The 25,758-nt window shown below is 68.4% G+C and carries 21 protein-coding genes and 2 riboswitches; of the genes, 15 read left to right on the forward strand and 6 right to left on the reverse strand.

The genetic code is table 11. The features are described from left to right. Positions 1-59: 59 nt before the first annotated feature. Positions 60-2,312, reverse strand: coding sequence for a glycogen debranching protein GlgX (glgX, locus tag LK06_RS23685; RefSeq protein ID WP_174673923.1), 2,253 nt, complete (start codon positions 2,310-2,312; stop codon positions 60-62). Positions 2,313-2,533: 221 nt separating this feature from the next. On the opposite strand from glgX, the gene LK06_RS23690 reads away from it, so the two are divergent. From LK06_RS23690 to LK06_RS23720, 7 genes are all read left to right on the forward strand, one after another. Beyond that, complete coding sequence (locus LK06_RS23690; protein ID WP_078859031.1) at positions 2,534-3,757, forward strand: L,D-transpeptidase; 1,224 nt, start codon at positions 2,534-2,536, stop codon at positions 3,755-3,757. 184 nt (positions 3,758-3,941) lie between these two features. Then, complete coding sequence (locus tag LK06_RS23695; RefSeq protein WP_234367490.1) at positions 3,942-5,177, forward strand: L,D-transpeptidase; 1,236 nt, start codon at positions 3,942-3,944, stop codon at positions 5,175-5,177. A gap of 403 nt (positions 5,178-5,580) precedes the next feature. Then, the gene (locus LK06_RS23700; RefSeq protein WP_039653376.1) at positions 5,581-6,348 is read left to right on the forward strand and encodes an enoyl-CoA hydratase/isomerase family protein; all 768 of its coding nucleotides are present in this window, start codon (positions 5,581-5,583) and stop codon (positions 6,346-6,348) included. Positions 6,349-6,673: 325 nt separating this feature from the next. Beyond that, positions 6,674-7,177, forward strand: coding sequence for an ATP-binding protein (locus tag LK06_RS23705; protein WP_039653374.1), 504 nt, complete (start codon positions 6,674-6,676; stop codon positions 7,175-7,177). 75 nt (positions 7,178-7,252) lie between these two features. Further along, complete coding sequence (locus LK06_RS23710) at positions 7,253-8,041, forward strand: polysaccharide deacetylase family protein (protein WP_039653372.1); 789 nt, start codon at positions 7,253-7,255, stop codon at positions 8,039-8,041. Continuing rightward, the gene (locus tag LK06_RS23715; protein WP_039653371.1) at positions 8,041-9,225 is read left to right on the forward strand and encodes a YVTN family beta-propeller repeat protein; all 1,185 of its coding nucleotides are present in this window, start codon (positions 8,041-8,043) and stop codon (positions 9,223-9,225) included. The genes LK06_RS23710 and LK06_RS23715 overlap by 1 nt, the downstream gene beginning before the upstream one ends. Positions 9,226-9,460: 235 nt before the next feature. After that, on the forward strand, positions 9,461-9,673 hold the full coding sequence (locus tag LK06_RS23720; RefSeq protein ID WP_039653369.1) for an EF-hand domain-containing protein: 213 nt from the start codon (positions 9,461-9,463) through the stop codon (positions 9,671-9,673). A 121-nt stretch (positions 9,674-9,794) separates the two neighbouring features. On the opposite strand, the gene LK06_RS23725 is transcribed toward LK06_RS23720, so the two are convergent. Continuing rightward, positions 9,795-10,838, reverse strand: a complete 1,044-nt coding sequence (locus LK06_RS23725; protein ID WP_039653368.1) for a phosphatidylinositol-specific phospholipase C domain-containing protein — start codon at positions 10,836-10,838, stop codon at positions 9,795-9,797. Between the two features lie 471 nt (positions 10,839-11,309). Between LK06_RS23725 and LK06_RS23730 the strand changes: the two genes are divergently transcribed. Continuing rightward, positions 11,310-12,833, forward strand: a complete 1,524-nt coding sequence (locus LK06_RS23730) for a CHAP domain-containing protein (RefSeq protein ID WP_052319031.1) — start codon at positions 11,310-11,312, stop codon at positions 12,831-12,833. A gap of 182 nt (positions 12,834-13,015) precedes the next feature. Here the strand turns inward: LK06_RS23730 and LK06_RS23735 are convergent, their stop codons facing one another. From LK06_RS23735 to gcvT, 4 genes are all read right to left on the reverse strand, one after another. Next, the gene (locus tag LK06_RS23735) at positions 13,016-14,383 is read right to left on the reverse strand and encodes an L-serine ammonia-lyase (RefSeq protein ID WP_043435034.1); all 1,368 of its coding nucleotides are present in this window, start codon (positions 14,381-14,383) and stop codon (positions 13,016-13,018) included. Positions 14,384-14,507: 124 nt separating this feature from the next. Beyond that, on the reverse strand, positions 14,508-15,773 hold the full coding sequence (glyA, locus tag LK06_RS23740) for a serine hydroxymethyltransferase (RefSeq protein ID WP_039653362.1): 1,266 nt from the start codon (positions 15,771-15,773) through the stop codon (positions 14,508-14,510). Positions 15,774-15,798: 25 nt separating this feature from the next. Beyond that, a complete protein-coding gene (gene gcvH, locus LK06_RS23745; protein WP_039653360.1) occupies positions 15,799-16,176 on the reverse strand; it encodes a glycine cleavage system protein GcvH in 378 nt (125 codons plus the stop codon). Positions 16,177-16,289: 113 nt separating this feature from the next. Next, the gene (gene gcvT, locus LK06_RS23750; protein WP_043435036.1) at positions 16,290-17,417 is read right to left on the reverse strand and encodes a glycine cleavage system aminomethyltransferase GcvT; all 1,128 of its coding nucleotides are present in this window, start codon (positions 17,415-17,417) and stop codon (positions 16,290-16,292) included. 43 nt (positions 17,418-17,460) lie between these two features. After that, positions 17,461-17,573, reverse strand: a riboswitch (glycine riboswitch). After that, positions 17,574-17,666, reverse strand: a riboswitch (glycine riboswitch). A gap of 178 nt (positions 17,667-17,844) precedes the next feature. On the opposite strand from gcvT, the gene LK06_RS23755 reads away from it, so the two are divergent. The 7 genes from LK06_RS23755 to LK06_RS23785 all read left to right on the forward strand — a co-directional run bounded on the left by LK06_RS23755 (position 17,845) and on the right by LK06_RS23785 (position 25,751). Continuing rightward, positions 17,845-18,540 (forward strand): AAA family ATPase, encoded by a 696-nt coding sequence (locus LK06_RS23755; protein ID WP_039653411.1) that lies wholly within the window; start codon positions 17,845-17,847, stop codon positions 18,538-18,540. Between the two features lie 62 nt (positions 18,541-18,602). Further along, entirely contained in the window at positions 18,603-19,394 is a 792-nt protein-coding gene (locus LK06_RS23760; RefSeq protein ID WP_039653356.1) for an enhanced serine sensitivity protein SseB, read from the forward strand. A gap of 198 nt (positions 19,395-19,592) precedes the next feature. Continuing rightward, complete coding sequence (locus tag LK06_RS23765) at positions 19,593-20,390, forward strand: enhanced serine sensitivity protein SseB C-terminal domain-containing protein (RefSeq protein WP_275673983.1); 798 nt, start codon at positions 19,593-19,595, stop codon at positions 20,388-20,390. Between the two features lie 289 nt (positions 20,391-20,679). Next, positions 20,680-21,687 carry an ABC transporter permease gene (locus tag LK06_RS23770; RefSeq protein WP_039653353.1) on the forward strand — a complete coding sequence of 336 codons (1,008 nt, stop codon included), beginning with the start codon at positions 20,680-20,682 and terminating at the stop codon, positions 21,685-21,687. 70 nt (positions 21,688-21,757) lie between these two features. Then, entirely contained in the window at positions 21,758-23,548 is a 1,791-nt protein-coding gene (locus LK06_RS23775; protein WP_039653410.1) for an ABC transporter substrate-binding protein, read from the forward strand. 110 nt (positions 23,549-23,658) lie between these two features. Beyond that, a complete protein-coding gene (locus LK06_RS23780) occupies positions 23,659-24,657 on the forward strand; it encodes an ABC transporter permease (protein ID WP_039653351.1) in 999 nt (332 codons plus the stop codon). Next, positions 24,654-25,751 carry an ABC transporter ATP-binding protein gene (locus LK06_RS23785; protein WP_039653349.1) on the forward strand — a complete coding sequence of 366 codons (1,098 nt, stop codon included), beginning with the start codon at positions 24,654-24,656 and terminating at the stop codon, positions 25,749-25,751. The genes LK06_RS23780 and LK06_RS23785 overlap by 4 nt, the downstream gene beginning before the upstream one ends. The last annotated feature ends 7 nt before the right edge of the window (positions 25,752-25,758 follow it).

Here is a 25,758-nt window from a genome sequence, read left to right on the forward strand (position 1 = left end):
CCCCCTTCCGTGCTGCACCCGGCGAACGTGATTCGCGTCACACGGGAACGGACGTGGCGTCATGCGACCCGCAGTAGCAGCACGGCCCGCGCCGGCACGGTGATCTCAGCACCTGCCTGGTGGACCGTACCCGGCGCCTCGGCCTGGTCCTCCCGCGAGGTGTCCACGACCACCTCGTACCCCTCGGCCCACGGCGGGCCCGGCAGGACGAAACCCGTCGGCCGGTCGCCGGCGTGCAGTACCGCGAGGAAGCTGTCGTCCACGACCGGCAGGCCTCGCGCGTCCCGGCCGGGGATGTCCCGTCCGGAGAGGTACATGCCGAGCGTGGCTGCGGGTGCGTACCAGTCGCCCTCGGTCATCTCTGCGCCCAGGGACGTGAACCAGGCCAGGTCGCGCAACCCGTCCGCCGAGTGCGCCCGGCCGGAGAAGAACGCTCGCCGGCGCAGCACCGGGTGCCGGTGACGCAGGGCGATCAGCCGGGAGGTCAACTCGAACAGCGCGCGCCACCCCGGCTCCTCCAGCAGGCTCCAATCCAGCCAGCCGATCTCGTTGTCCTGACAGTAGGCGTTGTTGTTGCCGCCCTGGGTACGCCCGAGTTCGTCGCCCGCCACCAGCATCGGCACACCGGTGGACAGGAGCAGGGTGGTCAGGAGGTTCCTGAGCTGCCTGCGCCGCAGCGCCCGCACGCGCTCGTCGTCCGTCTCGCCCTCCGCACCGCAGTTCCAGGAACGGTTGTCGTCGGTGCCGTCCCGGTTGCCCTCGCCGTTGGCGTCGTTGTGCTTGCGCTCGTACGACACCAGGTCGCGCAGGGTGAAACCGTCGTGCGCGGTGACGAAGTTGACCGAGGCGTAGGGGCGTCGGCCGCCCCAGGCGTACAGATCGCTGGATCCGGAGAGGCGGTAGCCCATCTCGCGGACGTCCGGCAGGGCGTGCCGCCAGAAGTCCCGGACGGCGTTGCGGTAGCGGTCGTTCCACTCCGTCCACAGCGGTGGGAACGCGCCGACCTGGTAACCGCCCGAGCCGATGTCCCACGGTTCGGCGATCAGTTTCACCCGGCGCAGCACCGGGTCCTGTGCGATGACCGCCAGGAAGGGGGAGAGCATGTCGACGTCGTGCATCGAGCGGGCGAGCGCCGCCGCCAGGTCAAATCGGAATCCGTCCACACCCATCTCCGTCACCCAGTAGCGCAGCGAGTCGGTGATCAGACGCAGCGCCTGGGGCTGCACGACGTGCAGGGTGTTGCCGCAGCCGGTGTAGTCGGCGTACCTGCGGGCGTCGTTCTGGAGCCGGTAGTAGCCGCGGTTGTCGATGCCCTTCAACGACAGGGTGGGACCCAACTCGCCGGCCTCCGCGGTGTGGTTGTAGACCACGTCGAGGATGACCTCGATGCCCGCCGCGTGCAACGCGCGCACCATCCGCTTGAACTCGCCGACCTGCTGTCCCGCCGTACCGGAGGCCGCGTAGGCGGCGTGCGGCGCGAAGTACCCGATGGAGTTGTATCCCCAGTAGTTGGTCAGGCCCCGGCGCAGCAGGTGGTCCTCGTGCGCGAACTGGTGCACGGGGAGCAGTTCGACGGCGGTGACGCCCAGCCGCGTCAGGTGCTCGATCGCGGCCGGGTGCGCCAGTCCCGCGTACGTGCCGCGCAGTTCCCCGGGGATGCCGGGATGCCGCCGGGTGAACCCCCTGACGTGCAATTCGTAGATCACCGAGTCCGCCCACGGCGTCTTGGGACGGCGGTCGTCGGACCAGTCGTCGTCATCGTGGACCACGACGCCCTTCGGTACGTACGGTGCTGAGTCGCGTTCGTCCCGTACGGTGTCCGCCACACGCTGATCGGGCCAGTCCCGGACGTGCCCGTACAGCTCCGGCGCCAGTCCGCACGCCGCATACTCGCCGTCCACCGCCCGCGCGTACGGGTCCAGCAGCAGCTTCGCCGGATTCCAGCGGGCGCCGGTCCACGGGTCCCAGCGGCCGTCGACCCGGTAGCCGTACCGCTGCCCGGGCATCACGCCTGGGACGAAGCCGTGCCAGATCTCCTGCGTCAGTTCGGTGAGCGGAAGCTGCGTTTCCCGGCCCCGCTCGTCGAACAGGCACACGCGGACCGCCTCCGCCCCGGCCGCCCACAACGCGAAGTTGGTGCCGGCGGCCCCGTCCGGGCCGATCCGGAACCGGGCCCCCAGCGGGGTAGGAGCACCCGGCCACACGGTGGGGGCCGGCGGTACGGCCCGCCGGGTGCCGTTCACCGCCGCCGGCTGCCCCTTCCCGGTGACCTGCTCCCCGGCCGGTGCCCGCTGCTCCGCTGCGCTCGTCACCTGTCGGCCCCTCTTCCAGTGGCTCGCCCCGGGGCGGCGCAGTCGGCCGCGCCGGGTGGCTGAACCTGCCTGCGGGTACGCTCAGCCACCCGGTACGGCCGCGCCCCGACGGCTCCGACGTGGGCGCGGCGGCTCCCCAACGTGTCGTCCTCCCTCTGTTCTGCCCAGCGCATGGGTCGCACTCACGTTTCCCCCTAGCGGGCCCGGTCGTTGAGCCCCGTGTGAGGCACGTACAACGACGCGCACGGCGCGTGGGAGCGGCGCTGGCCGCGGTACTGACATGGGCGGGGCTGCTCGCCGGCTGCTCGTCGCAGGGCTCCGGCCCGCTGGGCCCGGGCGGGGCGTTCGGCGGGCCTCCCGCCCCCGGGGACGTCATCCGGGTCACCCCGGCCGACGGCAGCAAGGCCGTTCGCCCCGGCGGACTGCTGCGGGTGCGGGTGCCCGACGGGCGCCTGGAGAAGGTGACCGTGGTCAGGTCGCAGGACGCGCAGAACGCACCGGTCCCCGGACACATCAGTGATGACGGCCTGACCTGGCGGCCCGACGAGGACCGGCTGGCGCTCGCCGCCAAGTACACCGTGGACGCGGTGGCACTGGACTCCCACGGTCACCGCTCGGCGCGGCACGCCACCTTCACCACCTACGTCCCCGCGGAACGTTTCATCGGTTATGTCACCCCCGAGAACCGTGCCACCGTCGGCACCGGGATGATCGTCTCCCTTTCCTTCAGCCGGGAGATCGGGGACCGTGCCGCCGTCGAACGCGCCGTCCATGTCACCGCTCGGCCGCCCGTCGAGATCCGACCGCACTGGTTCGGCAAGGGGCGCCTGGACTTCCGCCCCGAGCACTACTGGAAGCCCGGCACCGAGGTCACGGTCGACCTGGACCTGCGGGACGTCGAGGGCGCGCGCGGAATCTACGGCTTGCAGGACAAGACGTTCTCCTTCACCGTCGGCCGTAGCCAGGTCTCGCTGGTCGACGCGGCCGAGCACACCATGGAGGTACGGCGCGACGGACGGCTCCTCGCCACCGTGCCGATCACCGCGGGTGCTCCCGCGCATCCGACCTACAACGGCAAGATGGTGGTGATGGACATGCTGGAGGTCACCCGCATGAACAGCCGTACGGTGGGCTTCGGCGGCGAGTACGACATCCCCGACGTCCCGCACGCCATGAAGCTGACCGACTCCGGAACCTTCCTGCACGGCAACTACTGGGCTCCGGACGCCCCTGGCCGGGTCAACGCCAGCCACGGCTGCGTGGGCCTCCGGGACGTCAAGGGCGGTGGCTCGGACACCCCCGCGGGCTGGTTCTTCGACCGCAGCCTCGTCGGTGACGTCATCGAGATCGTGCACAGCGAGGACCGGACGGTCGCACCTGACAACGGTCTGGGCGGCTGGAACATGACCTGGAGGGACTGGAAGGCGGGCAGCGCGGTGAAGTGAGCAGGGGATGGGCGGGGTCCACCGGGTGAGGGGGGCCGGGTCTGGGGGCGGGGTAACGGTACCGGGTGGAAGTTGCGACGGAACGGTGACATTCGGCTGACACCCTGTCCGAAATCCGGCGGTTACTATGCGCGCACGAATGTGGCGGGGCGGGCCTGATCAGGTCCGGCGAGGGGAGTACGAGTTGAACGTGCGGCCGATATCGGGGACGTCGGTGGCGGGGCGGCGAGGCCGAAAGGGGCTGGGGTTGGTGGCCGCTGCCCTGTTGGTCGCCCTCACCGCCTGCGGCGGGGGCGGTGGCTCGGGTTCCGGCTCGGGGAACGGCAAGGACAAGGGCTCGAGCACCCAGCAGAGCAAGCAGTCGACGGCCGCTGTCAGTATTTCTCCCCAGTCCGGTGCCACGGGCGTGGACACCAGCGGAACCCTCAAGGTCAGCGTCGCGGGGGGCAAGCTGACCGAAGTCACCGTCAAGGACGAGAAGGGCACGAAGGTCGACGGGACCCTGGCCGGCGGGGGTGCGTCCTGGACGCCGTCGACCCACCTGGCCGCCGGCACCAAGTACACCGTGCACGCGGTTGCCAAAGACTCCGCGGGCCGCCAGGCCGCTGAGGACTCCACGTTCACCACGCTGACCCCGCAGAACACCTTCGTCGGCTACTTCACCCCAGAGGACGGTTCCACCGTCGGTGTCGGCATGCCGTTCTCCCTCCGCTTCACCCGGGGCATCACCCACCCCGACGCCGTCAAGAAGGCGGTCACGATCAAGACCGAGCCGCCGGTGGATGTCGAGGGCCACTGGTTCGGCAACGACCGGCTGGACTTCCGTCCCGAGAAGTACTGGAAGGCCGGCACCAAGGTCACCGTCGACCTCAACCTGGACGGCGTCGAGGGACGCGACGGCGTCTACGGCAAGCAGCACAAGACGGTGAAGTTCACCATCGGCCGCAACCAGGTGTCCTACGTGGACGCCAAGAAGCACACGATGAAGGTCACCCAGGACGGCAAGGTGATCAAGACCATCCCGGTCACCACCGGCAAGCCCGGTTATGACACCTGGAACGGTCAGATGGTCATGAGCCAGAAGTTCACCGTCACCCGGATGAACAGCGAGACGGTCGGATACGGCAGCGAGTACGACATCAAGGACGTCCCGCACGCCATCCGCCTGACCGACTCCGGAACCTTCGTGCACGGCAACTACTGGGGCGGCGGGGCCTTCGGCAACTACAACTCCAGCCACGGCTGCGTCGGCCTGCGCGACGTCCGCGGGGGTTACGACAGCGGCGTTCCGGCTGCCTGGTTCTTCAACCACTCGATCATCGGCGACGTGCTGGTCGTGAAGAACTCCAACGACCGCACGGTGTCCCCGTCCAACGGGCTCAACGGCTGGAACATGCCGTGGACCGAGTGGACGAAGTGAGCCGTCGCTGAGGCCCCGCGCCGTTCTCGTCCACTGACGTTGAACTCGTCCACTGACGTTGAAGGGGCGCGCTGCAGCGGACGTCGGCGGTGCTACGTCCTCGTCCCGAGGGAGGCGGATGGTGACGGTCTGACCGCTGTGGGGTGGCGGAGCGTGCGTCGGTTCGTTTCGGGGCCGCGGAGATGCTGGTGCCGGGGCGCGGCTGCCGGAGGTGACTCGGGGGTTACGGGTGTCGGGGAAGTCGGCGTACGGCTGGCGGGACGGCGACGGAGAGCCTGTGCGGTGACGGGTGGGCCCCTCACCGGACCGCCCTGAACAGCACAGGTACCTGATCACTCAGACGTTGCAGCCGCTGTGCACCCCAGGCGCGGTTGCCGCGTTAGTCCCCGTTAACCTGACCTGCATGACCGTCACTCTCGAAGTTGCCGAAGGTGTCGGAACCCTGCGTCTGGAGCGTCCGCCGATGAACGCGCTGGACATCGCCACGCAGGACCGACTGAAGGAACTCGCCGAGGAGGCCACGCGCCGCGACGACGTGCGCGCCGTGGTGATCTACGGTGGCGAGCGGGTGTTCGCAGCGGGCGCGGACATCAAGGAGATGCAGGACATGGACCACACCGCGATGGTCCTGCGCGCCCGCGCCCTGCAGGATTCCTTCACCGCCGTGGCCCGCATCCCCAAGCCCGTTGTGGCCGCCATCACCGGCTACGCGCTCGGCGGCGGCTGCGAACTGGCCCTGTGTGCCGACTACCGCATCGCCGCGGACAACGCCAAGCTCGGCCAGCCCGAGATCCTGCTCGGTCTCATCCCGGGGGCCGGTGGCACCCAGCGGCTGTCCAGGCTGGTCGGCCCCTCCAAGGCCAAGGACCTGATCTTCACCGGCCGTCAGGTCCGGGCCGACGAGGCCCTCGCCATCGGACTGGTGGACCGGATCGTCCCGGCCGCCGACGTGTACGAGCAGGCACACGCCTGGGCCGCGAAGCTCGCTCAGGGGCCGGCGATCGCGCTGCGCGCGGCGAAGGAATCGGTCGACACCGGACTGGAGACCGACATCGACACCGGGCTCGCTGTCGAACGGAACTGGTTCGCGGGTCTGTTCGCCACCGAAGACCGTGAGCGGGGTATGCGTAGCTTCGTGGAGGAAGGCCCGGGAAAGGCCAAGTTCCGCTGACCGTCCTTCCCGGCCGCGCTCCACCGGGCGACAGCGGCGTGAACTTCCTGGTAATTCCCCAGGAACTCTTGCAATTGACGCGACGTCTCATCCCGGTCCCTCGAAGGGGCGGATTATGGGAACCTTAAGGAACCCTTAAGCCTGCCTCGTCGAGGGAGGCTGACGATTGCCCGAGGATGAGGCGTTGTCGCAGGTCAAGGGGGCTGCACCGAACCTCGGAATGCCTTCGGCATATGCCATTCGATGGGGGTGGGGCGGGGGCGTGCAGGGGGCGTATTCCTTCGGAACGGCCCCCAAGACGGCTTTGGGCCGCCATCATGGGGGCATGGCGGGGCTGGAGGGCATCGAACAGCCGCGGGGACACTGCCGTGCAGCCGCGGCACGCTGGTCGCCCGCGGCGGAGGACGAGCAGGCGCTCAAGGCGCTCGAACTGTTCGGTGATCCAGCGGAGACGGAGGTGCCGCTGCCCTCCCGCCCGGAGTCCGCGGCCACGGCTCGTCGGCTCGTTCAGGTCGTCGTCTTACGCACCTGGCGGCTGAGCCCCAAACTCGCCGAGGACGCCGTCCTGCTCGTGTCGGAGCTCGTCGGCAACGCCGTACGCCACACCGGCGCCCGCGTCTTCGGTCTCCGGATGCGCCGCCGCACCGGCTGGATCCGAGTGGAGGTCCGTGATCCCTCGCGCGGCCTGCCCTGTCTGATGCCGGTTCAGGAGATGGACGTCAGCGGTCGAGGGCTGTTCCTGGTCGACAAGCTTTCTGACCGGTGGGGCGTGGACCTGTTGCCGCGTGGCAAGACGACCTGGTTCGAGATGCGGGTCGCCGACCGCTAGCGCCCACTGCCGGCCTGCAATCCGAAATACCCCTAAACGGGCTAATCTGCGGTTTTCCACCCTATTACCTCTTAAATGGTGCGGGTGACCACCATCAACCGACGTGGGGTGCTGCGCACGGGCGCCGGGCTTGTCGCCGGCGGCGCGCTCGCCGCCGGTTGCGGCTCGGGCCCGGCCGCCCCGCCCACCACCCCGACCCCGCCGTCTGCTCCCGGGTCCTCGCCCGCCGCTCGGGCTGCCCCGGCCCCCCGCGGCTACCCCGGGCAACCCGTCCAGATCAGCCACGGCCCGCGCACCCGTGCCCAGGTCGCCCTCACCTTCCACGGCCAGGGCGACCCCGGCCTCGCCCACTCCCTGCTCGGCGTGGCCGAGGAGCTGGGTGCCCGGCTCACCGTGCTCGCCGTCGGCACCTGGTTGGACGAGCACCCCGGTATCGCCCGGCGCATCCTCGACGGCGGCCACGACCTCGGCAACCACACCCAGCGGCACATCTCCGTGAACGCCCTGGCCGAACCGGACGCCCGCAAGGAGATCACCGAGTGCGCCGACCGGCTCAAGCGACTCACCGGCTCCATCGGCACCTGGTTCCGTCCCTCCCGCGCCCCGACCGCCTCCCCGCTCGTCGCCCGGCTGGCCCGCGCGGCCGGCTACCCGCACGTGCTGTCGTACGACGTCGACTCGCTCGACTACACCCGGCCCGGCGCCGCGGCCGTCACCCGCAACGTGCTCGCCGACGTGCGTCATGGGTCGGTGGTGAGTCTGCACTTCGGATACCAGGACACGGTCGCCGCCCTCCCCGATGTCCTTCACGAACTCGGCCGCCGCGGACTGCGCGCGGTCACCACCACGGAGCTGCTCAGCTGATGCGAACCACGAAAGCCGCCCGCCTGCTAGCCGCCGGAGTCGCCGTCACCGCCCTGACGCTGCTGTCCGCCTGCGGTGGGAGACAACACCAAGAGAACGAGGCCCTCGGTAGCGGGGCCCCGGTTCCGGCACAGGCGAAGAAGCCGAAGGTGAACGTCCTGCCGGGGATGCCGCCGGTGGAGGATCCGGCCGACGTCTACGCCGCCGACCGCCCGAACCAGCTCTCACCCGTGGTCAAGGACTTCCCCTCCCGGGTGTACGTGCCCAACACCGAATCCAACACCGTCACCGTTATCGACCCCAAGACGTACCAGGTCATCGAGACCATCCCGGTCGGCCGCCAGCCGCAGCACGTCGTGCCGTCCTGGGACCTGAAGACCCTCTGGGTCAACAACGACCTCGGTAACTCCCTCACCCCGATCGACCCGAAGACCGGCAAGCCGGGTAAGCCGGTCGCCGTGCACGACCCCTACAACCTGTACTTCACCCCCGACGGCAAACACGCTGTCGTGATGGCCTCCATGGACCGTCAACTCGTGTTCCGCGACGCGCACACCATGAAGGTGGTCAAGGCGGTGCCGGTCAACTGCTACGGCGTCAACCACGCCGACTTCTCCGCCGACGGCCGCTACTTCATCGTTTCCTGCGAGTTCAGCGGTGAACTGCTCAAGGTCGACACCGTCCAGATGAAGGTGGTCGCACAGCAGAAACTTCCGTACGCGGGCGCGAAGCCGCAGGACGTCAAGATCTCTCCGGACGGCAAACTGTTCTACATCGCCGACATGGTGGCCGACGGAATGTGGATCCTGGATGGCGACACCTTCGCCAAGCCCCGGTTCCTCTACACGGGCAAAGGCTGCCACGGTCTCTACATCAGCCGCGACTCCCGCGAGATGTACATCTCCAACCGGGGCGAAGGCTCCATCTCCGTCTTTGACTTCACCCGGAACCGGCTCACCAAGAAGTGGCGTCTGCCTGGTGGCGGCAGTCCGGACATGGGCGGGGTCTCAGCGGACGGCAAGGTCCTCTGGCTGTCCGGCCGGTACAACGCCGAGGTGTACGCCATCGACACCCGCACCGGCACCGAACTGGCCCGCATCAAGGTCGGCAGGGGCCCGCACGGGCTAGCCGTGTACCCCCAGCCGGGTCGCTATTCACTCGGCCACACCGGCATCTTCCGCTGACGCGGGAACGTTGAAGCGCCGCCCCTCGCGTGTGGGTGTTCCAGACGCCAGTCTGGGTCCCTGGGTCCCTGGGTCCCTGGGTCCCTGGACCCTCGGACCCCGGGAGCTCCGGAACCACTGGTCCCTGGGCCGATGGACGGGTGGCCGCGGCGCCGAGGGTCCGCCAAGGCCGTTAATCTGACCAGCGTCAGTACGCCAGCACGGCATGAGAAACACGAGTAAAAGGGGCGGATCGGTGGCGGACATCGAGGAAGCACGCAAGCAGTTCCAGCGGATCGACGCGAACGGTGACGGGGTCATCACCGCAGCCGAGTTCAAGTCCGCCCTGGCCCAGGGGGGTGACTGGAACGTCACCGACGCGGTGGCAGAGGCCATCATCAGGACCCGCGACCTCAACGGCGACAAGGTCCTGTCGTTCGACGAGTTCTGGGCCTACCTGAACAAGTGACCTGCCCGAAGGGGGTGTCCGTCCCGCGGAAACGGGGGAGGGGCACCCCCTTTGTTGCTTGCCCCCCTCCTCGCTCCGCTGATCCCACCGGTGTGCGGCAATCGTTCGCCGGTGCGAGGTGTCAGCCCCGGGTGGTCACCGAGCCGAGCACCGATGCCGGTTTCGTCGCCCAGTCCGAGGTGATGAGGCTCGCGTGATCCTTGGCCAGCAGTGAAAGCCGGGCGGCGACTTCGGCGTCCGTCGGGTCCGTGGAGGAGATGGCGGGGGACACGCCGGCGGCGTCCGTCGTGATCAGGATGTAGTGGTGTGCCGAGTAGAACGACGTGTCGTAGCCGTTGTTGACGTAGGTGGCCGCGTCACCGTCGAAGAACACGAACCACGGTCGGATCGAGGAGTCGTAGCGGCTGACGCGTGGATCGCCGTTCTGGGCCCCGAGCACGGCCGGGAACGCCTCGGCCGCTGAGATGTCGCCGGCCGCATACAGGTTCCGCAGATGGTCCGCGTACTCCTCGTCCGTCCAGTAATGGTCGAACGGGTTGGCCTGCTCCACCGTGCCCGGGATCAGCTCGAACAGGAACTTGCCCTTGAGGGAGTCGCGGGTCGGCCAGGCGTTGGCCTTGGCCGCGGCATCGAGGGAGGGGTACGTGCCGTCCAGCAGGTCCGCGGGCTTGTACACGCTGCTGCCCAGTTTCTGGGAGACGAGCGTGTCGAACTCGTCGGGACCGAGACCCCCCTTGTCGTAGAAGCCCACCTTCATCTCGACCTTGATGACGATCGGAGGGTGGTCGGGGTGCAGCTGGTTCCAGGCGGCCATGTTGTCCAGGCAGCTGCCGAGATCCTGGTTGCGGCTCTTGCTGTACAACTCGTCCGGGTTCTTCGCGGCCTCGCAGTTGTTGTTGTCCCCCCAGGGGTTGCTGTGGCTGACCCGCCAGCGATGGCTGATGGTGTCGACGTACACATCCAGCTCCAGCAGTGAGGCGCCTGAGTCCAACGCCTGTGCGAAATAGGTGTACTTGGACTTCTCGTACGCGTTGTGCGTGCCGATCGCCGTCGTCTCGGAGAACTTCGGCGACGCGGCCTGGGCGGGGGTGCCCGGAACCACTGTCATCAGGGCGGCGGCACCCGCGAGCGCCGCCAGCCGTCTCACCAAGCGAATCTTGAGCATGCCGAACTCCCCTTATTCGAGGTCAAGTTGACGACAGCGTAGGGGGAGCCGGTTACTGCGCGGTAGCCCCTGACGGGACATCAGTAACAAGGCGGGCAAGCCCGAGCGCGAGCCGCAGACCATTCCGTGACCAGGCCTGGCTGCCTTCCCTCGGCGTGGCACGGCCCCGCTCGGCGGCGTCGCGTCGAACCGTTCTTCCACGAGGTCGTCCGCGTCGTGCAGGGCGAGCGCCCAAGGCGCCGGTCGAGATCGCCGGGACGGTCCGGCCGGATCTGATGGTCGGGGAGCTGCTGTTCAGCCGTCGGCCGCTGCGTCGGACCACTTTGTGCGTCGTGGATCGTCTGCCTGGCGACGGCCTTGCCCCTGAGGTCGGTTTGCCGGACTTACGTAGATGATCACTGTGTGTTGGATAGCATCACCTGCTGTAGCGATGCGGCCCACGCGGCCACCGCCGTCTGAGGGGGGAACCGGATGAACAACGCCCAAGGAGACCGGTCGAGAGACGTCGGTTCGCGTGTCACAGCAGCCATCGGCAGACTTGCCCTGGTACTCGCCTTGCTCGGCACCACAGCGATCATCACCGTGTCCGCTGCCGCGACGGCGGCTGCAGGCACTGACACCTACCCCGCGCAGTGGGCGCCGCCCACACCCATGGACAGCGTCTTGGACAATTGGGGTGAGTACAACCGCGAGTGCACGTCATATGCGGCGTGGATGCTGCACTCGGTCAACGGCTTCGAGATGCCGTTCCACGACAACGCCTCCGCTTGGGGACCGGACGCCAGCGCTCGCGGCTATGCGGTCAACATGACCCCGGCTCTTGGCGCGATCTACTGGACGTCCTCACCGCAACACGTCGCCTGGGTCGAGTCGGTCAACAGCGACTCGACCGTGACCATCGAGGATTACAACTCCGACTACACCGGCCACTGGGGCGAACACACGGTCCCCGTCAGTTCGGCCTCGGGCTACATCCACTTCAAAGACCTCTCGTCCGGTGGCGGAGGCACTGGCCTGCAAGGGATCCAGCACATCTTCGCCGGTGCCGCCGACGGCACCGTCCACGAGACCTACTGGGGCGGAGGCAACGCCCTGACGACGTGGCAGATCGCCAGCCTCGGGTCGCCGGTGACTGCCGTTTCGGCCCGAACCTCCAACGGTGTCTTCCACGTCTACTCCGGGACCCAGGCCGGCACCGTCCACGAGACCTACTGGGGCGGAGGCAACGCCCTGACGACGTGGCAGGTTGCGAGCATCGGGTCGCCCGTCACCTCCATCTCCACACAGATCACGCCCGATGGCGTGCAACACGTCTACACCGGAGCGTCGAACGGCACTGTGCACGAGACGTACTGGGGGAGCGGGAACTCCCTGACCACGTGGCAGATCGCCAGCTTCGGCAGCAGCGTCAACGCCCTTTCCACCCAGGTGGACAACGGTGTGCAACACGTCTACTCCGGGACCCAGGCCGGCACCGTCCACGAGAGCTATTGGGGCGGAGGCAATGCCCTGACGACGTGGCAGATCGCCAGCCTCGGATCGGCGGTGACCTCCGTGGACTCGCGCATCACTCCGGACACCGTCCAGCACGTCTACTCCGGCAGCCAAGGGGGCAGCGTCTACGAGACGTACTGGGGGAACGGCAATTCGTTGACCACGTGGCAGGCCGCGCACTTCAGCTCGCCCGTCAAGGGAATCAGTACCCAGATCTCCACCGGCGTACAGCACATCTATGCCGGCAACGCTGACGGTACCGTCCACGAAACCTACTGGGGCGGTGGGAACAGCCTTACGACGTGGCAGATCGCCAGCCTCGGATCGGCGGTGAACAGCGTTTCGTCCCAGATCACCTCCGACTCCGTGCAGCACGTGTACACCGGGACAGCCGATGACCTTCTCCACGAGACCTACTGGGGAAACGGGAACGCCCTGACCACGTGGCAACCGGCCGATCTCGGCTCTCCCGTTGACGCTGTCCAGAGCCTGATCACCTGAACCGGTCGAGGACCCGGGTGTGCCCTGCCGTGCGCAGACGTCGTTGGTACTCCAGTGAGGGAATCCGCTTCCTGGTCACACGACCTGCCACCGATCACGGGTGCGGCCGGGCCGCCTGCCTCACCCCGGTCCACGCCGCCCGGGACCGCAGGACACGAACGCACCGGGAAAGGCCTGTTTCCCTAGCACTCGATGATGTTCACCGCGAGTCCGCCCCGGGCCGTCTCCTTGTACTTCACCGACATGTCGGCACCCGTGTCCTTCATGGTCTTGATGACCTTGTCCAGGGACACCTTGTGGGAGCCGTCGCCGCGCATCGCCATCCGGGCCGCCGTGACGGCCTTCACCGCGGCCATGCCGTTGCGTTCGATGCAGGGAATCTGGACCAGGCCGCCGACCGGGTCGCAGGTGAGGCCGAGGTTGTGCTCCATGCCGATCTCGGCCGCGTTCTCGACCTGCTCGGGGGAGCCGCCGAGCACCTCCGCCAGCGCGCCCGCGGCCATCGAACAGGCGGAGCCCACCTCGCCCTGGCAGCCGACCTCGGCGCCGGAGATGGAGGCGTTCTCCTTGAAGAGCATGCCGATCGCGCCCGCAGCCAGCAGAAACCTCACCACGCCGTCCTCGTCGGCGCCCGGTACGAAGTTGATGTAGTAGTGCAGGACTGCGGGGATGATTCCGGCTGCGCCGTTGGTCGGGGCGGTGACGACCCGGCCGCCGGCCGCGTTCTCCTCGTTCACCGCCATCGCGTAGAGCGTGATCCACTCCATCGCGTGCGCCAGCGGGTCCCCCTCGGCGCGCAGTTGACGGGCCGAGACGGCCGCGCGGCGGCGGACCTTCAGACCGCCGGGCAGGATGCCCTCGCGTGACATGCCGCGCTGCACGCACGCGCGCATCACCCGCCAGATCTCCAGGAGTCCGGCCCGGATCTCCTCCTCCGTGCGCCAGGCCCGCTCGTTCTCGAACATCAGCGAAGAGATCGACAGGCCCGTCTCCTTGGCCAGGCGCAGCAGTTCGTCGCCCGTGCGGAAGGGGTACTTCAACACCGTGTCGTCCAGCTTGATGCGGTCCGCGCCGACCGCGTCCTCGTCCACGACGAAGCCGCCGCCGACCGAGTAGTAGGTCTTCGACAGCAGTTCCGCGCCGGACGCGTCGTACGCCCAGACGGCCATGCCGTTGGCGTGGTACGGCAGGGCCTTGCGGCGGTGCAGCACCAGGTCCTCGCCGTAGGAGAACGGAATCTCGTGCTCGCCGAGGAGCGACAGACGCTCCAACTGTCTGATCTTCTCCACCCGCTCGTCGGCCGTTTCCACGTCCACCGTGCGCGGCGAGGCGCCTTCCAGGCCGAGGAGGACCGCCTTCGGAGTGCCGTGGCCGTGGCCGGTTGCCCCGAGCGATCCGTACAGCGCGCAGCGCAGGGACGCGACGGAGTCGAGCAGACCCTCGTTGCGCAGCCGGCGGGCGAACATGCGTGCTGCGCGCATCGGGCCGACCGTGTGGGAGCTGGACGGGCCGATGCCGATCGAGAACAGGTCGAAGACCGAGATGGCCACGGGTGACTCCTCAATGCGGGGTGGTGCTTGGGTGGTGCTGGGCGGTGCAGGGGGCGGGCACCGCGCCACCGGTGTGTCCAGTGTGCGCGGTGCCCCACCAGAGGTGACCTGCTGGTGCGGTGACCTACTTGTTCAGACCCGGGTACAGCGGGTGCTTGTCGGCGAGCGCCTTCACCCGCGTCTTGAGGGCCTCGGCGTCGTAGGACGGCTTGAGCGCCTCGGCGATCACGTCCGCGACCTCGGCGAAGTCCTCGGCCGTGAAGCCGCGGGTCGCGAGCGCGGGCGTGCCGATCCTCAGGCCCGAGGTGACCATCGGGGGGCGCGGGTCGTTCGGGACGGCGTTGCGGTTGACGGTGATCCCGACCTCGTGGAGGCGGTCCTCGGCCTGCTGGCCGTCCAGCTCGGACTCGCGCAGGTCGACCAGGATCAAGTGCACGTCGGTGCCGCCGGACAGGACGTTCACGCCGGCCGCGCGGGCGTCGGACGCCGTCAGACGCTCGGCGAGGATGCGAGCACCGTCCACGGTCCGGCGCTGGCGCTCTTTGAACTCTTCGCCCGCCGCGACCTTGAAGGAGACGGCCTTGGCCGCGATCACGTGCTCCAGGGGACCGCCCTGGAAGCCCGGGAAGACGGACGAGTTCAGCTTCTTGGCGAAGGCCTTCTTCGCGAGGATGATGCCGCCGCGCGGGCCGCCGAGGGTCTTGTGGGTGGTGGAGGTGACCACGTCCGCGTACTGCACCGGGTTCGGGTGGAGACCGGCGGCGACCAGGCCCGCGAAGTGCGCCATGTCGACCCACAGGTGGGCCTCGACCTCGTCGGCGATCCGGCGGAACTCGGCGAAGTCCAGTTGCCGCGGGTAGGCCGACCAGCCGGCGATGATCACCTTCGGGCGGTGCTCCTTGGCGAGCCGCTCGACTTCGGCCATGTCGACCAGGCCGGTCTCCACGTCCACGTGGTACGCGACCACGTGGAACTGCTTGCCGGAGAAGTTCAGCCGCATCCCGTGGGTCAGGTGGCCGCCGTGCGCCAGGTCCAGGCCGAGGATGGTGTCCCCGGGCTGGGCCAGCGCGAACAGCGCCGCCTGGTTGGCGGAGGCACCGGAGTGGGGCTGCACGTTGGCGTACTCGGCGCCGAACAGCTCCTTGATCCGGTCGATGGCGATCTGCTCGGCGACGTCGACGTGCTCGCAGCCGCCGTAGTAGCGGCGGCCCGGGTAGCCCTCGGCGTACTTGTTGGTGAGGACCGAGCCCTGCGCCTCCATCACCGCGAGCGGCGCGAAGTTCTCGGACGCGATCATCTCCAGCGTGGACTGCTGGCGGCTGAGCTCGGCGTCGACCGCGGCGGCGATCTCCGGGTCCAGCTCGTGCAGGGGGGTGTTCAGGACAGTCATACGGCTACGACTCCTTCAGGACTCTTCAGCCGGCGGCGTGGGCGGCGTACTCGTCGGCGGAGAGCAGGTCGGCCGGCTCCTCCGTGACGCGTACCTTGAACAGCCAGCCGTCTTCGAAGGGGGCGGAGTTCACCAGCGAAGGGTCGTTGACGACATCCTCGTTGATCTCGGTGACCTCACCGGTGACCGGCGAGTACAGGTCGGATACCGACTTCGTCGACTCCAACTCGCCCACGGTCTCGCCCGCGGACACCGTGGAGCCGACCTCGGGGAGCTGGGCGTAGACGACATCGCCGAGCGCGTTGGCCGCGAACTCGGTGATGCCGACCGTCGAGACGCCGTTCTCGGCGGCCGACAGCCACTCGTGCTCCTTGCTGTAGCGCAGCTGCTGGGGGTTGCTCATGACCTGGATTCTCCTGTACGCGCGGGAGGGCTGATGAAGGGGGGACTGCTGGAACTGCTCGTGAGCAGGGAAGTGTGCGCAGAGTCACGTCAGGGGACGTTCCGCGCTCAGTGTCACTTCTGGCGCTTGTAGAACGGCAGCGCCACGACCTGGTACGGCTCGTGGCTGCCCCGGATGTCCACGCCGACACCCGCGGTGCCCGGCGCTGCGTGCGCCGCGTCGACATAGGCCATGGCGATCGGCTTGCCCAGGGTGGGGGAGGGAGCTCCGGAGGTGACCTCGCCGATCACCTCGCCGCCGGCGACCACGGAGTACCCGGCGCGCGGCACTCGGCGGCCTTCGGCGATCAGGCCGACCAGGACCCGGGGCGGCTGGGAAGCAGCGCGCTCGGCGGCCTTCGCCAGCGCGTCCCGTCCAACGAAGTCACCCGCCTTCTCGAACTTGACCACGCGGCCGAGGCCGGCGTCGAAGGGGGTGAGGGAGGTGTTCAGCTCGTGCCCGTACAGCGGCATGCCTGCCTCCAGGCGCAGTGTGTCCCGGCAGGACAGGCCGCACGGCACCAGGCCGACGCCCTCGCCCGCCTCGGTCAGGGCCTGCCATAGCCGCACGACGTGCTCCGGCTTCACGAACAGCTCGAAGCCGTCCTCGCCGGTGTAGCCGGTGCGGGCGATGAGGGCCGGGACACCGGCGACCGTACCGGGCAGACCCGCGTAGTACTTGAGGCCGTCCAGGTCCGCGTCCGTCAGGGACTTCAGGATGCCGGGGGACTCGGGGCCCTGCACCGCGATCAGCGCGTAGGCGTCCCGGTCGTCACGTACCTCCGCATCGAAACCGGCGGCCCGTTCGGTCAGTGCGTCCAGCACCACCTGGGCGTTGGAGGCGTTGGCCACGACCATGTACTCGGTCTCGGCCAGCCGGTAGACGATCAGGTCGTCCAGGATGCCGCCGTCGGCCTGGCAGATCATGGTGTAGCGGGCACGACCGACGCCGACCGAGGCGATGTTGCCGACCAGGGCGTGGTTCAGGAAGACGGCAGCCTCGGAGCCGGTCACGGTGATCTCACCCATGTGGGAGAGGTCGAACAGGCCAGCCTTGGTCCGCACCGCGATGTGCTCGTCGCGCTCGGAGCCGTAACGCAGGGGCATGTCCCAGCCGGCGAAGTCGGTCATCGTCGCACCGAGCGAGCGGTGCAGCGCATCCAGCGCAGTATGACGGAGTTCAGTGGGTTCGGTACTGCTCATCGGTCGGTCGTCTCCCAGGGAAGGCGGACGGGGCGAGGAACGTTCCTCCCCATCTGTCATCGGAACCTGAGAGGTTCGCCACGACCGCCACGGGGACGACCACGGCTTGCACCTTGGGTGGAGCCACTGTCACAGCAGCCCGCTTTTCAGATGTGCCTCGCCCGCGCGGTAACGGGGCCTGAGAGATTCAAGGGAGGGACTTGCTCCTTCGGCGCCCCAGCGGCCTGGGGACTCTCCCGCGCGGATTCAAGCGGCCGGTATGCAGTTGGCCGGCACATCATTGCACGCCGTGGCCCCGCCCGTCAGGGTCACATCTGTAACCGAGCCGTGGCGGTATGCGCACCGAACCACCGACATCGCCTCATTACCCTCCCTTTACGTGTGGTGGGCACGGGAACGGCCAAGTCCGTAGGGGAGGACGATCATGGTGAAGAGGACCACCGGGTACGTCACCGCCGGTGCCGTGGTGTCGGGGCAGCCCTTCGCCCCGGCCCATGAGAGCTGCTCCGAGCCTTCCTCCGCGGTCGTCCGCGATCTGCGCGGCCGAGCCGGCCGCAGCCCCCGGGCCCTGGACTTCGGTGCCCGTGACGTGGTCGTGGTCACCGGCCTGCCCGGCAGCGGAAAGTCCACGCTGATGCACCGCACGGCCGTCGGCCAGTGCGTCGATTCCCAGGACACCCGTGAGCGCTTCGCCGCCCGGCTGCCCCGCTTACTGCCGTACGCGCTCTACCGCCCCCTGGTGCGCCTCGTCCACTACAGCCGGCTGTGGCACGCCTTGCGCGCCGAGGAGGCCGTCGTTGTGCACGATTGCGGTACCCAGGGCTGGGTGCGCGGCTGGCTCGCCCGTGCGGCCCGCCGCCGCGGCGGCATCCTGCACCTGCTGTTGCTCGACGTCGCTCCCGAGGCCGCCCGGGCGGGCCAACGCCAGCGTGGCCGGGGGGTCTCCCGCCACGCCTTCCGCCGCCACTGCCGTACGACGGCCCGCCTGCTCGGCGCGGTCGAGCGGGGCCGGGTGCCTGTCGGCTGCGGCTCGGCTGTGCTGCTGGACCGGGCTGCGGCGGACACCCTGAAGCGCATCGGCTTCTTAGGCCGAGCCGGGTCAGCCGGCACTCGCCCTCGGTGATGTCACCGTCACCCGCTAGCCTTCTTCTCCACAACAGCGGTTCCCAGCAGGCGGTAGAGCAGATGGACTTCCCGGCGGACGTTCCCGCGGGCTTCCCCGCACAGGCACACCCCCACCCGCACGGCGGTTGGCCCGGCAATGAACTGGAGGAGGTGCTGTCGGCCTCCCTCGGCATCCCGTCCGCGGGCAGCCGGATCATCGAGGTTCTCGGCCGGAGCTTCCTGTGGATCCCACTGCCCAGCGGCGGGGGCCCGGACAGCGGCCAACTGGACCTGCCCACGCTGGAGATCGACGGCCAGGCGTACGTTCCGGTGTTCAGCTCCGAGGAGCAGCTCCGTCAGGTCTCCGGTTCCCACATGTCGTACACCATCGCACCTGCCGTGGAGTTCGCCCGCGGGCTTCCCCCGCAGGCGGGCATGGCCGTGAACCCGGGCGGTGTGGTCGGCATCCCCCTGCCACCCGAGGCGGTCGCCGAACTGTGCCGTGGGCCCCGCACCCCGCTCGACGGCCCCAGCAGCGGCGGCCGGGTCCGTCTCTTCGAGCCCGACTGGCAGGACGACCCGGTCGACTTCCTCTCCGCCGCCTCCGCCGAGTTCGCCGAGACCGGCGTGGTCGTCACGGCCCGCCGCTGCCTGGCCGCCGTCGAGACGGCAGACCCGGTGATGTTCGTGGGCGTGGAACTGTCGCAGTGGGAGGGCGACCTGCGCGCTCGCCCCCTGGAGGCCCTCGGCCGCGCCCTGGGCAGGGTGCCGGTGCCGTGGCCGGTCAACCTGGTCCTCCTGGACGTGACCGAGGACCCGGTGGCCGAGTGGCTGAAGAACCACGTCCGGCCCTTCTACCAGTACGGCCACTGACGTACCCGAGCGCCGCACGGCCGTGTCCGGTGTGGGTCCCGGCCGCAAACGGGACACGGCCGGTCACGGACGATTCGTACGCGTGCACGAACCCCAGGCCTCACCCCAGTGGGCGCTTAAGCTGTCTTTGAACGAGGGGCTTCCGAAGAAGGGCCGGTACGACAGGTGAGCGCGAGCCACAGTGGCAGCGTCGAGCACATGCTGCGCCAGGTCACGCCCGGACGCTACGACGCGTACGAGGCACTGCTGCGCGCCCTCGCCACCCCGTCCTCCGGCCAGATCTGGATGCTCCTCTGGCACGGCCAGGCCGGTTCCCCGGATGCCCAGTACGGGGACATGGAGGTCGAGGGCTTCCACTACGCCCCCTGTGTGACCTCCGCCCAGGAACTATCCGTCAGCGGCTGGAACCGCTCCTACGAGGTCGTCGACGGACTCGACGTGGCCCGCACCCTCTACCCCGACCACTACGGTCTCTGGCTCAACCCGCACGCCCCGGGCGGCGGTGTCGGCGTTCCCTGGCTCGACCTGCGCCGTCTGGCCACCGGCCTGGGACGTCAGCCCGCCGGCCCCCTGCGCCTCACTGAGCCCGTTATCGAGATTCCGCAGTTCTACGCCCTGCTCGCGCAGAATGCCCACCGCACCCCCGCCTTGCGCTCCCTGCGCCGTGCCTGGGTGCAGCCGGCGCTCGGGGCGCCGTACCTCGCCATCGGCCTGGACGTGTACGACACCTCGCCCGCCGCGGTGGACTCGGTGCGCGCGATGATGCAGCAGTCCATCGGGGTGGTGCCGGAGGGGCTCCCGGTGTCGACGGTCGCGATGACCGACGACTACGACCCGGTGGTGATGTGGATGCGGGCCAGCGCGCGCCCGTTCTACGACCGCGAGGCCCACGTGGGTCCACCGCAACCTCAGCCCCGTCCCGGGTTCCAGGCCCCGCCCCAGCCGCAGGCCCCTGCCGCCGGGTACGGCTATCCGCCGGTGCGCGGCGGCTACTGAGCAGGATTCACGGGACACACGAGTTCCTCTTGTCCTGATTGCCCTTTTTGCTCCGGCGTTGTTCGGCTTACTCTTGTCCGGTCGCCGTGACGTACTGTCCGCATAACGGGAATCCCCAGCTTGCATCACGGTTGCGCATCCATTCACCGTCAAGGCTGGCGGCTGATCGCATCAGCATTGAAGACTCCCCCTTCAAGGGGCGCGGCCCCTGCGTACGAAGGACTGATTGATGCCGCTACCAGCGGCAAGTACGGGCCGGTTACCGCCGGTTGAGAGGGGTCCCAGCCTAATGACGGCACCATTGCACGAGCCGACCGCGGAAGCGGCCGCGGCTGCGGCCGAGCAAGCGGCGGTTGCCGCCACCAATGCGAAGGCCGTTCAGGGGCGTTCCCTGGGGCGGATCGCATGGGAGCGTCTGAAGCGGGACAAGCTCGCCCTGGCCGGCGGCATCGTTGTTCTCCTCCTCATTGTGATCGCGGTGCTCGCGCCGTTGATCACGAGCCTGATCGGGCAGGACCCGGATGCCTACCACGAGTCCCTGATCGACCCGCTGTTCGGAACGCCCAGGGGGTCCCTGGGCGGCATCAGCGGCGACCACCTCCTCGGAGTCGAACCGGTCAACGGCCGCGACATCTTCGCGCGCGTCGTCTACGGTGCCCGCATCTCCCTGCTCGTCGGCTTCCTGTCCGCCCTGGTCGCGGTGGTGCTGGGCACGGTGCTCGGAGTTCTGGCCGGCTTCTTCGGCGGCTGGGTCGACTCGGTCATCAGCCGTGTCATGGACGGTCTCCTCGCCTTCCCGCAGCTGCTGTTCATCATCGCGCTGGTCTCCGTCATGCCGAACGAGATGTTGGGCCTCAGCGGTACAGGCGTGCGCCTGTTCGTCATGATCCTGGTCATCGGCTTCTTCGGCTGGCCCTACATCGGACGTGTGGTCCGCGGTCAGACGCTGTCACTGCGGGAACGCGAGTACGTCGAGGCCGCTCGCTCGCTCGGCGCTGGTCGGCTCTACATCCTCTTCAAGGAGTTGCTGCCCAACCTCGTCGCGCCGATCGTCGTGTACACGACGATGATGATCCCCACCAACATCCTTACCGAGGCAGCGCTCAGCTTCCTGGGCGTGGGCGTCAAGCCGCCCACGGCCTCCTGGGGGCAGATGCTCTCGAACGCGATCGACTACTACGACTCGGACCCGATGTACATGGTGATCCCGGGTGTGGCGATCTTCATCACCGTTCTTGCCTTCAACCTCTTCGGCGACGGCGTGCGTGACGCGCTGGACCCGAAGGGCTCCCGCTGAACTGCTTTACCCCAAGCGACCCGTGGCACTGCTCACGGGGCCTCTCATCAAATCCGGAGGATCCGAGATCGTGACTACCCAACGCACCTCAGGGCGGCGCAAGCAGGCCATGGCCGCTGCCGTCGTGGTCGCCGGGCTGCTGACCACGGCGGCGTGCGGCGGCGGCAAGGACAGCGGCGGTTCGAAGAACGGCGCGGCCGGCTTCGACGCGGCGAACAACAAGGTCGCCCAGGCCTCGCTGGCCAAGAAGGGCGGCGAGCTGAAGTTCGCGAGCACGCAGGACGCCGACTCGTGGGACACCACCCGTGGCTACTACGGCATGGCGTGGAACTTCATGCGCTACTACAGCCGTCAGCTGGTCACCTACAAGACCGAGCCGGGCAAGGCGGGTGCCGAGCTGCAGCCGGACCTCGCCACCGACATGGGCAAGGTCTCGGACGACGGCAAGACCTACACCTTCACCCTGCGCGACGGCCTCACCTGGGAGGACGGCAAGCCGCTCACCTCCAAGGACGTCAAGTACGGCATTGAGCGGATGTGGGCGCAGGACGTCCTCTCCGGCGGCCCGGTCTACCTCAAGAACGTGCTCGACCCCAAGGGCACGTACAAGGGCCCCTACAAGGACACCTCCGCTGACCACCTGGGTCTGAAGGCGATCTCCACGCCCGACGACAAGACGATCGTCTTCCACCTGCCGCAGGCCAACTCGGACTTCCGGCAGATGATCGCGCTGCCCTCGGCGTCGCCGGTCCGCCAGGACAAGGACACCAAGTCCAAGTACTCGCTGCACCCCTTCTCCGACGGTCCGTACAAGTTCCAGTCGTACAGCCCGGGCAAGGGCATCGTCCTGGTGCGCAACACCAATTGGAAGGCGTCCTCGGACCCGGTCCGCAAGGCGTACCCGGACAAGATCAGCGTCAAGTTCTTCACGAACGCCAACGACATGGACCAGCGCCTGATCGCCGGCGACTACGACCTGGACCTCAACCAGACCGGCCTGTCGCCGCAGGGCCGCACCATCGCCCTGAAGCAGCACAAGGGCAACCTGGACAACCCGGTCTCCGGCTACGTCCGCTACGCGGTCTTCCCGCAGAGCGTGAAGCCGTTCGACAACATCCACTGCCGCAAGGCCGTGATCTACGGCGCCGACCACGTGTCGCTGCAGACCGCTCGCGGTGGCCCGGTCGCCGGTGGTGACATCGGCACCAACATGCTCCCGCCGTCCGTGCCGGGTGCCGAGGGCCAGAAGTACGACCCGTACCAGATCGCCGGTGCCAACAAGAACGGCAACGTGGCCAAGGCCAAGGACGAGCTGAAGGCCTGCGGCAAGCCCAACGGCTTCAGCACCACCATCGCGGTCCGCAACAACAAGCCGGTCGAGGTGGCCACCGCCCAGTCCCTGCAGGCGTCGCTGAAGAAGGTCGGCATCGACGCGCAGATCGACCAGTACGACGGTTCGCAGACCGCCGGCATCATCGGTAGCCCCGCCAACGTGAAGAAGAAGGGCTACGGCATCATCATCATGGGCTGGGGCCCGGACTTCCCGAGCGTCCAGGGCTACGGTCTGCCGCTGTGGGACAGCAAGTACATCCTGCAGAGCGGTAACAACAACTTCGCCCTGGTCAAGGACAAGACGATCGACGGGCTGTTCGACCAGTACATCAAGGCGACCGACCCGGCGAAGCAGACGAGCATCTCCACGGAGATCAACCACAAGGTGATGGAGGGTGGCTACTACCTGCCCTTCACCTTCGAGAAGTTCATCAACTGGCGCTCCTCGCGACTGGCCAACGTGTACTCGACGAACGCGTACAGCGGTATGTACGACTTCGTCAACCTGGGCCTGAAGTCCTCGAAGTAACCCCGGCACACCCGCCGTACGGCACGAAAGGCAGGTGAAGGCCGGCGCGGCGAGAGCGTGGGCCGCCGGAAGACCTCCGGCGGCCCACGATCCGCGGCGGGCCGTAAGCTGTGCTCGCTTACCTCATCAGGCGGCTGTTCGCCGCCGCAGTGATGCTGGTGGTCATCATCCTGGTGGTCTTCAGCATCTTCTTCCTCGTCCCCAAGTGGGCAGGCGTGGACATCGCCACGAGCTTCGTGGGCAAGCAGGCCGACCCTGCGGCCGTGGAAGCCGTGCGGGTGAAGCTCGGCCTGGGCGACCCGGTCTACCTTCAGGTCTGGGACTTCTTCAAGGGCATCTTCGTGGGCCGCACCTACGCGGCCGGCGGTGACGTCACCCACTGCGCCGCACCGTGCTTCGGCTACTCCTTCCGCAGTGAGCAGGCCGTCTGGCCGGTACTGACCGACCGCTTCCCGGTGACCCTGGGTCTCGCGCTCGGTGCCGCCGTGTTGTGGCTGGTCTTCGGCGTCTCGGCGGGTGTGCTCTCCGCACTCAAGCGGGGCAGCCTGTGGGACCGCGGTGCGATGGTCGTCGCCCTGGGCGGGGTGTCCCTCCCGATCTACTTCACCGGTCTGCTCAGCCTTGCGGTCTTCTCCTACGGACTGGGCTGGATCAACGGGGAATACGTTCCTCTGAGCGACAGCGTTACCGGCTGGCTCGGCGGCATGATCCTGCCCTGGATCACCCTCGCCTTCCTCTACGCGGCGATGTACGCGCGCATCACCCGCGCCACCATGCTGGAGATCCTCGGCGAGGACTACATCCGCACCGCCCGCGCCAAGGGCCTCAAGGAGCAGGTCGTCATCGGCAAGCACGCCATGCGCTCGACGATGACCCCCATCCTGACCATGCTCGGCATGGACCTCGGTGCCCTCATCGGCGGTGCGATCCTGACCGAGACCACGTTCAGCCTGCCCGGCCTCGGCCAGAAAGTGCTCGACGCGATCAAGAACCAGGACCTGCCCTTCATCCTGGGCGTCACCCTGATCACCTCTGTCGCGGTGCTCATCGCCAACCTCGTGGTGGACGTCCTGTACGCCGTGATCGACCCCCGAGTGAGGCTCTCATGACCGAACTCAGCAAGAGCGGAGCGGCCGTGGGCGAGCCCACCAGCGACTCGGCCGCGCCCACATCGTTCCTCGAAGTGCGTGACCTCAAGGTGCACTTCCCGACGGACGACGGTCTGGTCAAGTCCGTCGACGGACTCAGCTTCACGCTGGAGAAGGGCAAGACCCTTGGCATCGTGGGCGAGTCCGGCTCCGGCAAGTCGGTCACCTCGCTCGGCATCATGGGCCTGCACACCACGGGTCAGTACGGCAAGCGCAAGGCGCAGATCTCCGGCGAGATCTGGCTGAACGGCACTGAACTGCTGTCGGCCGACCCCGACCGGGTGCGCAAGATGCGCGGCCGCGAGATGGCAATGATCTTCCAGGACCCGCTGTCCGCGCTGCACCCGTACTACACGATCGGCCAGCAGATCGTGGAGGCGTACCGGATCCACCACAACGTCGACAAGAAGACCGCGCGCAAGCGGGCGGTCGAGATGCTCGACCGCGTGGGCATTCCCCAGCCGGACAAGCGGGTGGACAACTACCCGCACGAGTTCTCCGGTGGCATGCGCCAGCGCGCGATGATCGCGATGTCGCTGGTCAACAACCCTGAGCTACTCATCGCGGACGAGCCGACGACCGCCCTCGACGTGACCGTCCAGGCGCAGATCCTCGACCTGATGCGGGACCTGCAGAAGGAGTTCGGCTCCGCGGTCATCATCATCACGCACGACCTGGGCGTCGTCGCCGAACTGGCCGACGACATCCTGGTGATGTACGGCGGTCGCTGTGTCGAGCGTGGCCCGGCCGACAAGGTGTTCTACGAACCCCGCCACCCCTACACCTGGGGGCTGCTCGGTTCGATGCCGCGCCTCGACCGGGAGCAGCAGGATCGCCTCACCCCGGTCAAGGGATCCCCGCCCTCCCTGATCAACGTCCCGTCCGGCTGCGCCTTCAACCCCCGCTGCCCGTACGCCGACATCCCGAAGGACAACGTCACGCGCACGGTCCGTCCGGAGCTGACCGAGGTCGGCAGCCAGCACTGGGCCGCGTGCCACATGACGCAGGAGCAGCGGGAGCGGATCTGGACCGAAGAGATTGCGCCGAAGCTGTGAGTGAGAA

The sequence above is a fragment of the Streptomyces pluripotens genome (assembly GCF_000802245.2).
In the GTDB taxonomy this organism is placed as follows: Bacteria; Actinomycetota; Actinomycetes; order Streptomycetales; family Streptomycetaceae; genus Streptomyces; species Streptomyces pluripotens.

What these genes read in the sequence shown, in the direction of transcription:
- LK06_RS23700 (WP_039653376.1), top strand. Translation starts at nt 5,581, where the DNA reads ATGACCGTCACTCTCGAAGTTGCCGAAGGTGTCGGAACCCTGCGTCTG.
- LK06_RS23705 (WP_039653374.1), top strand. Translation starts at nt 6,674, where the DNA reads ATGGCGGGGCTGGAGGGCATCGAACAGCCGCGGGGACACTGCCGTGCA.
- LK06_RS23710 (WP_039653372.1), top strand. Translation starts at nt 7,253, where the DNA reads ATGGTGCGGGTGACCACCATCAACCGACGTGGGGTGCTGCGCACGGGC.
- LK06_RS23715 (WP_039653371.1), top strand. Translation starts at nt 8,041, where the DNA reads ATGCGAACCACGAAAGCCGCCCGCCTGCTAGCCGCCGGAGTCGCCGTC.
- LK06_RS23725 (WP_039653368.1), bottom strand. Translation starts at nt 10,838, where the DNA reads ATGCTCAAGATTCGCTTGGTGAGACGGCTGGCGGCGCTCGCGGGTGCC.
- LK06_RS23730 (WP_052319031.1), top strand. Translation starts at nt 11,310, where the DNA reads ATGAACAACGCCCAAGGAGACCGGTCGAGAGACGTCGGTTCGCGTGTC.
- glyA (WP_039653362.1), bottom strand. Translation starts at nt 15,773, where the DNA reads ATGACTGTCCTGAACACCCCCCTGCACGAGCTGGACCCGGAGATCGCC.
- gcvH (WP_039653360.1), bottom strand. Translation starts at nt 16,176, where the DNA reads ATGAGCAACCCCCAGCAGCTGCGCTACAGCAAGGAGCACGAGTGGCTG.
- gcvT (WP_043435036.1), bottom strand. Translation starts at nt 17,417, where the DNA reads ATGAGCAGTACCGAACCCACTGAACTCCGTCATACTGCGCTGGATGCG.
- LK06_RS23760 (WP_039653356.1), top strand. Translation starts at nt 18,603, where the DNA reads ATGGACTTCCCGGCGGACGTTCCCGCGGGCTTCCCCGCACAGGCACAC.
- LK06_RS23765 (WP_275673983.1), top strand. Translation starts at nt 19,593, where the DNA reads ATGCTGCGCCAGGTCACGCCCGGACGCTACGACGCGTACGAGGCACTG.
- LK06_RS23770 (WP_039653353.1), top strand. Translation starts at nt 20,680, where the DNA reads ATGACGGCACCATTGCACGAGCCGACCGCGGAAGCGGCCGCGGCTGCG.
- LK06_RS23785 (WP_039653349.1), top strand. Translation starts at nt 24,654, where the DNA reads ATGACCGAACTCAGCAAGAGCGGAGCGGCCGTGGGCGAGCCCACCAGC.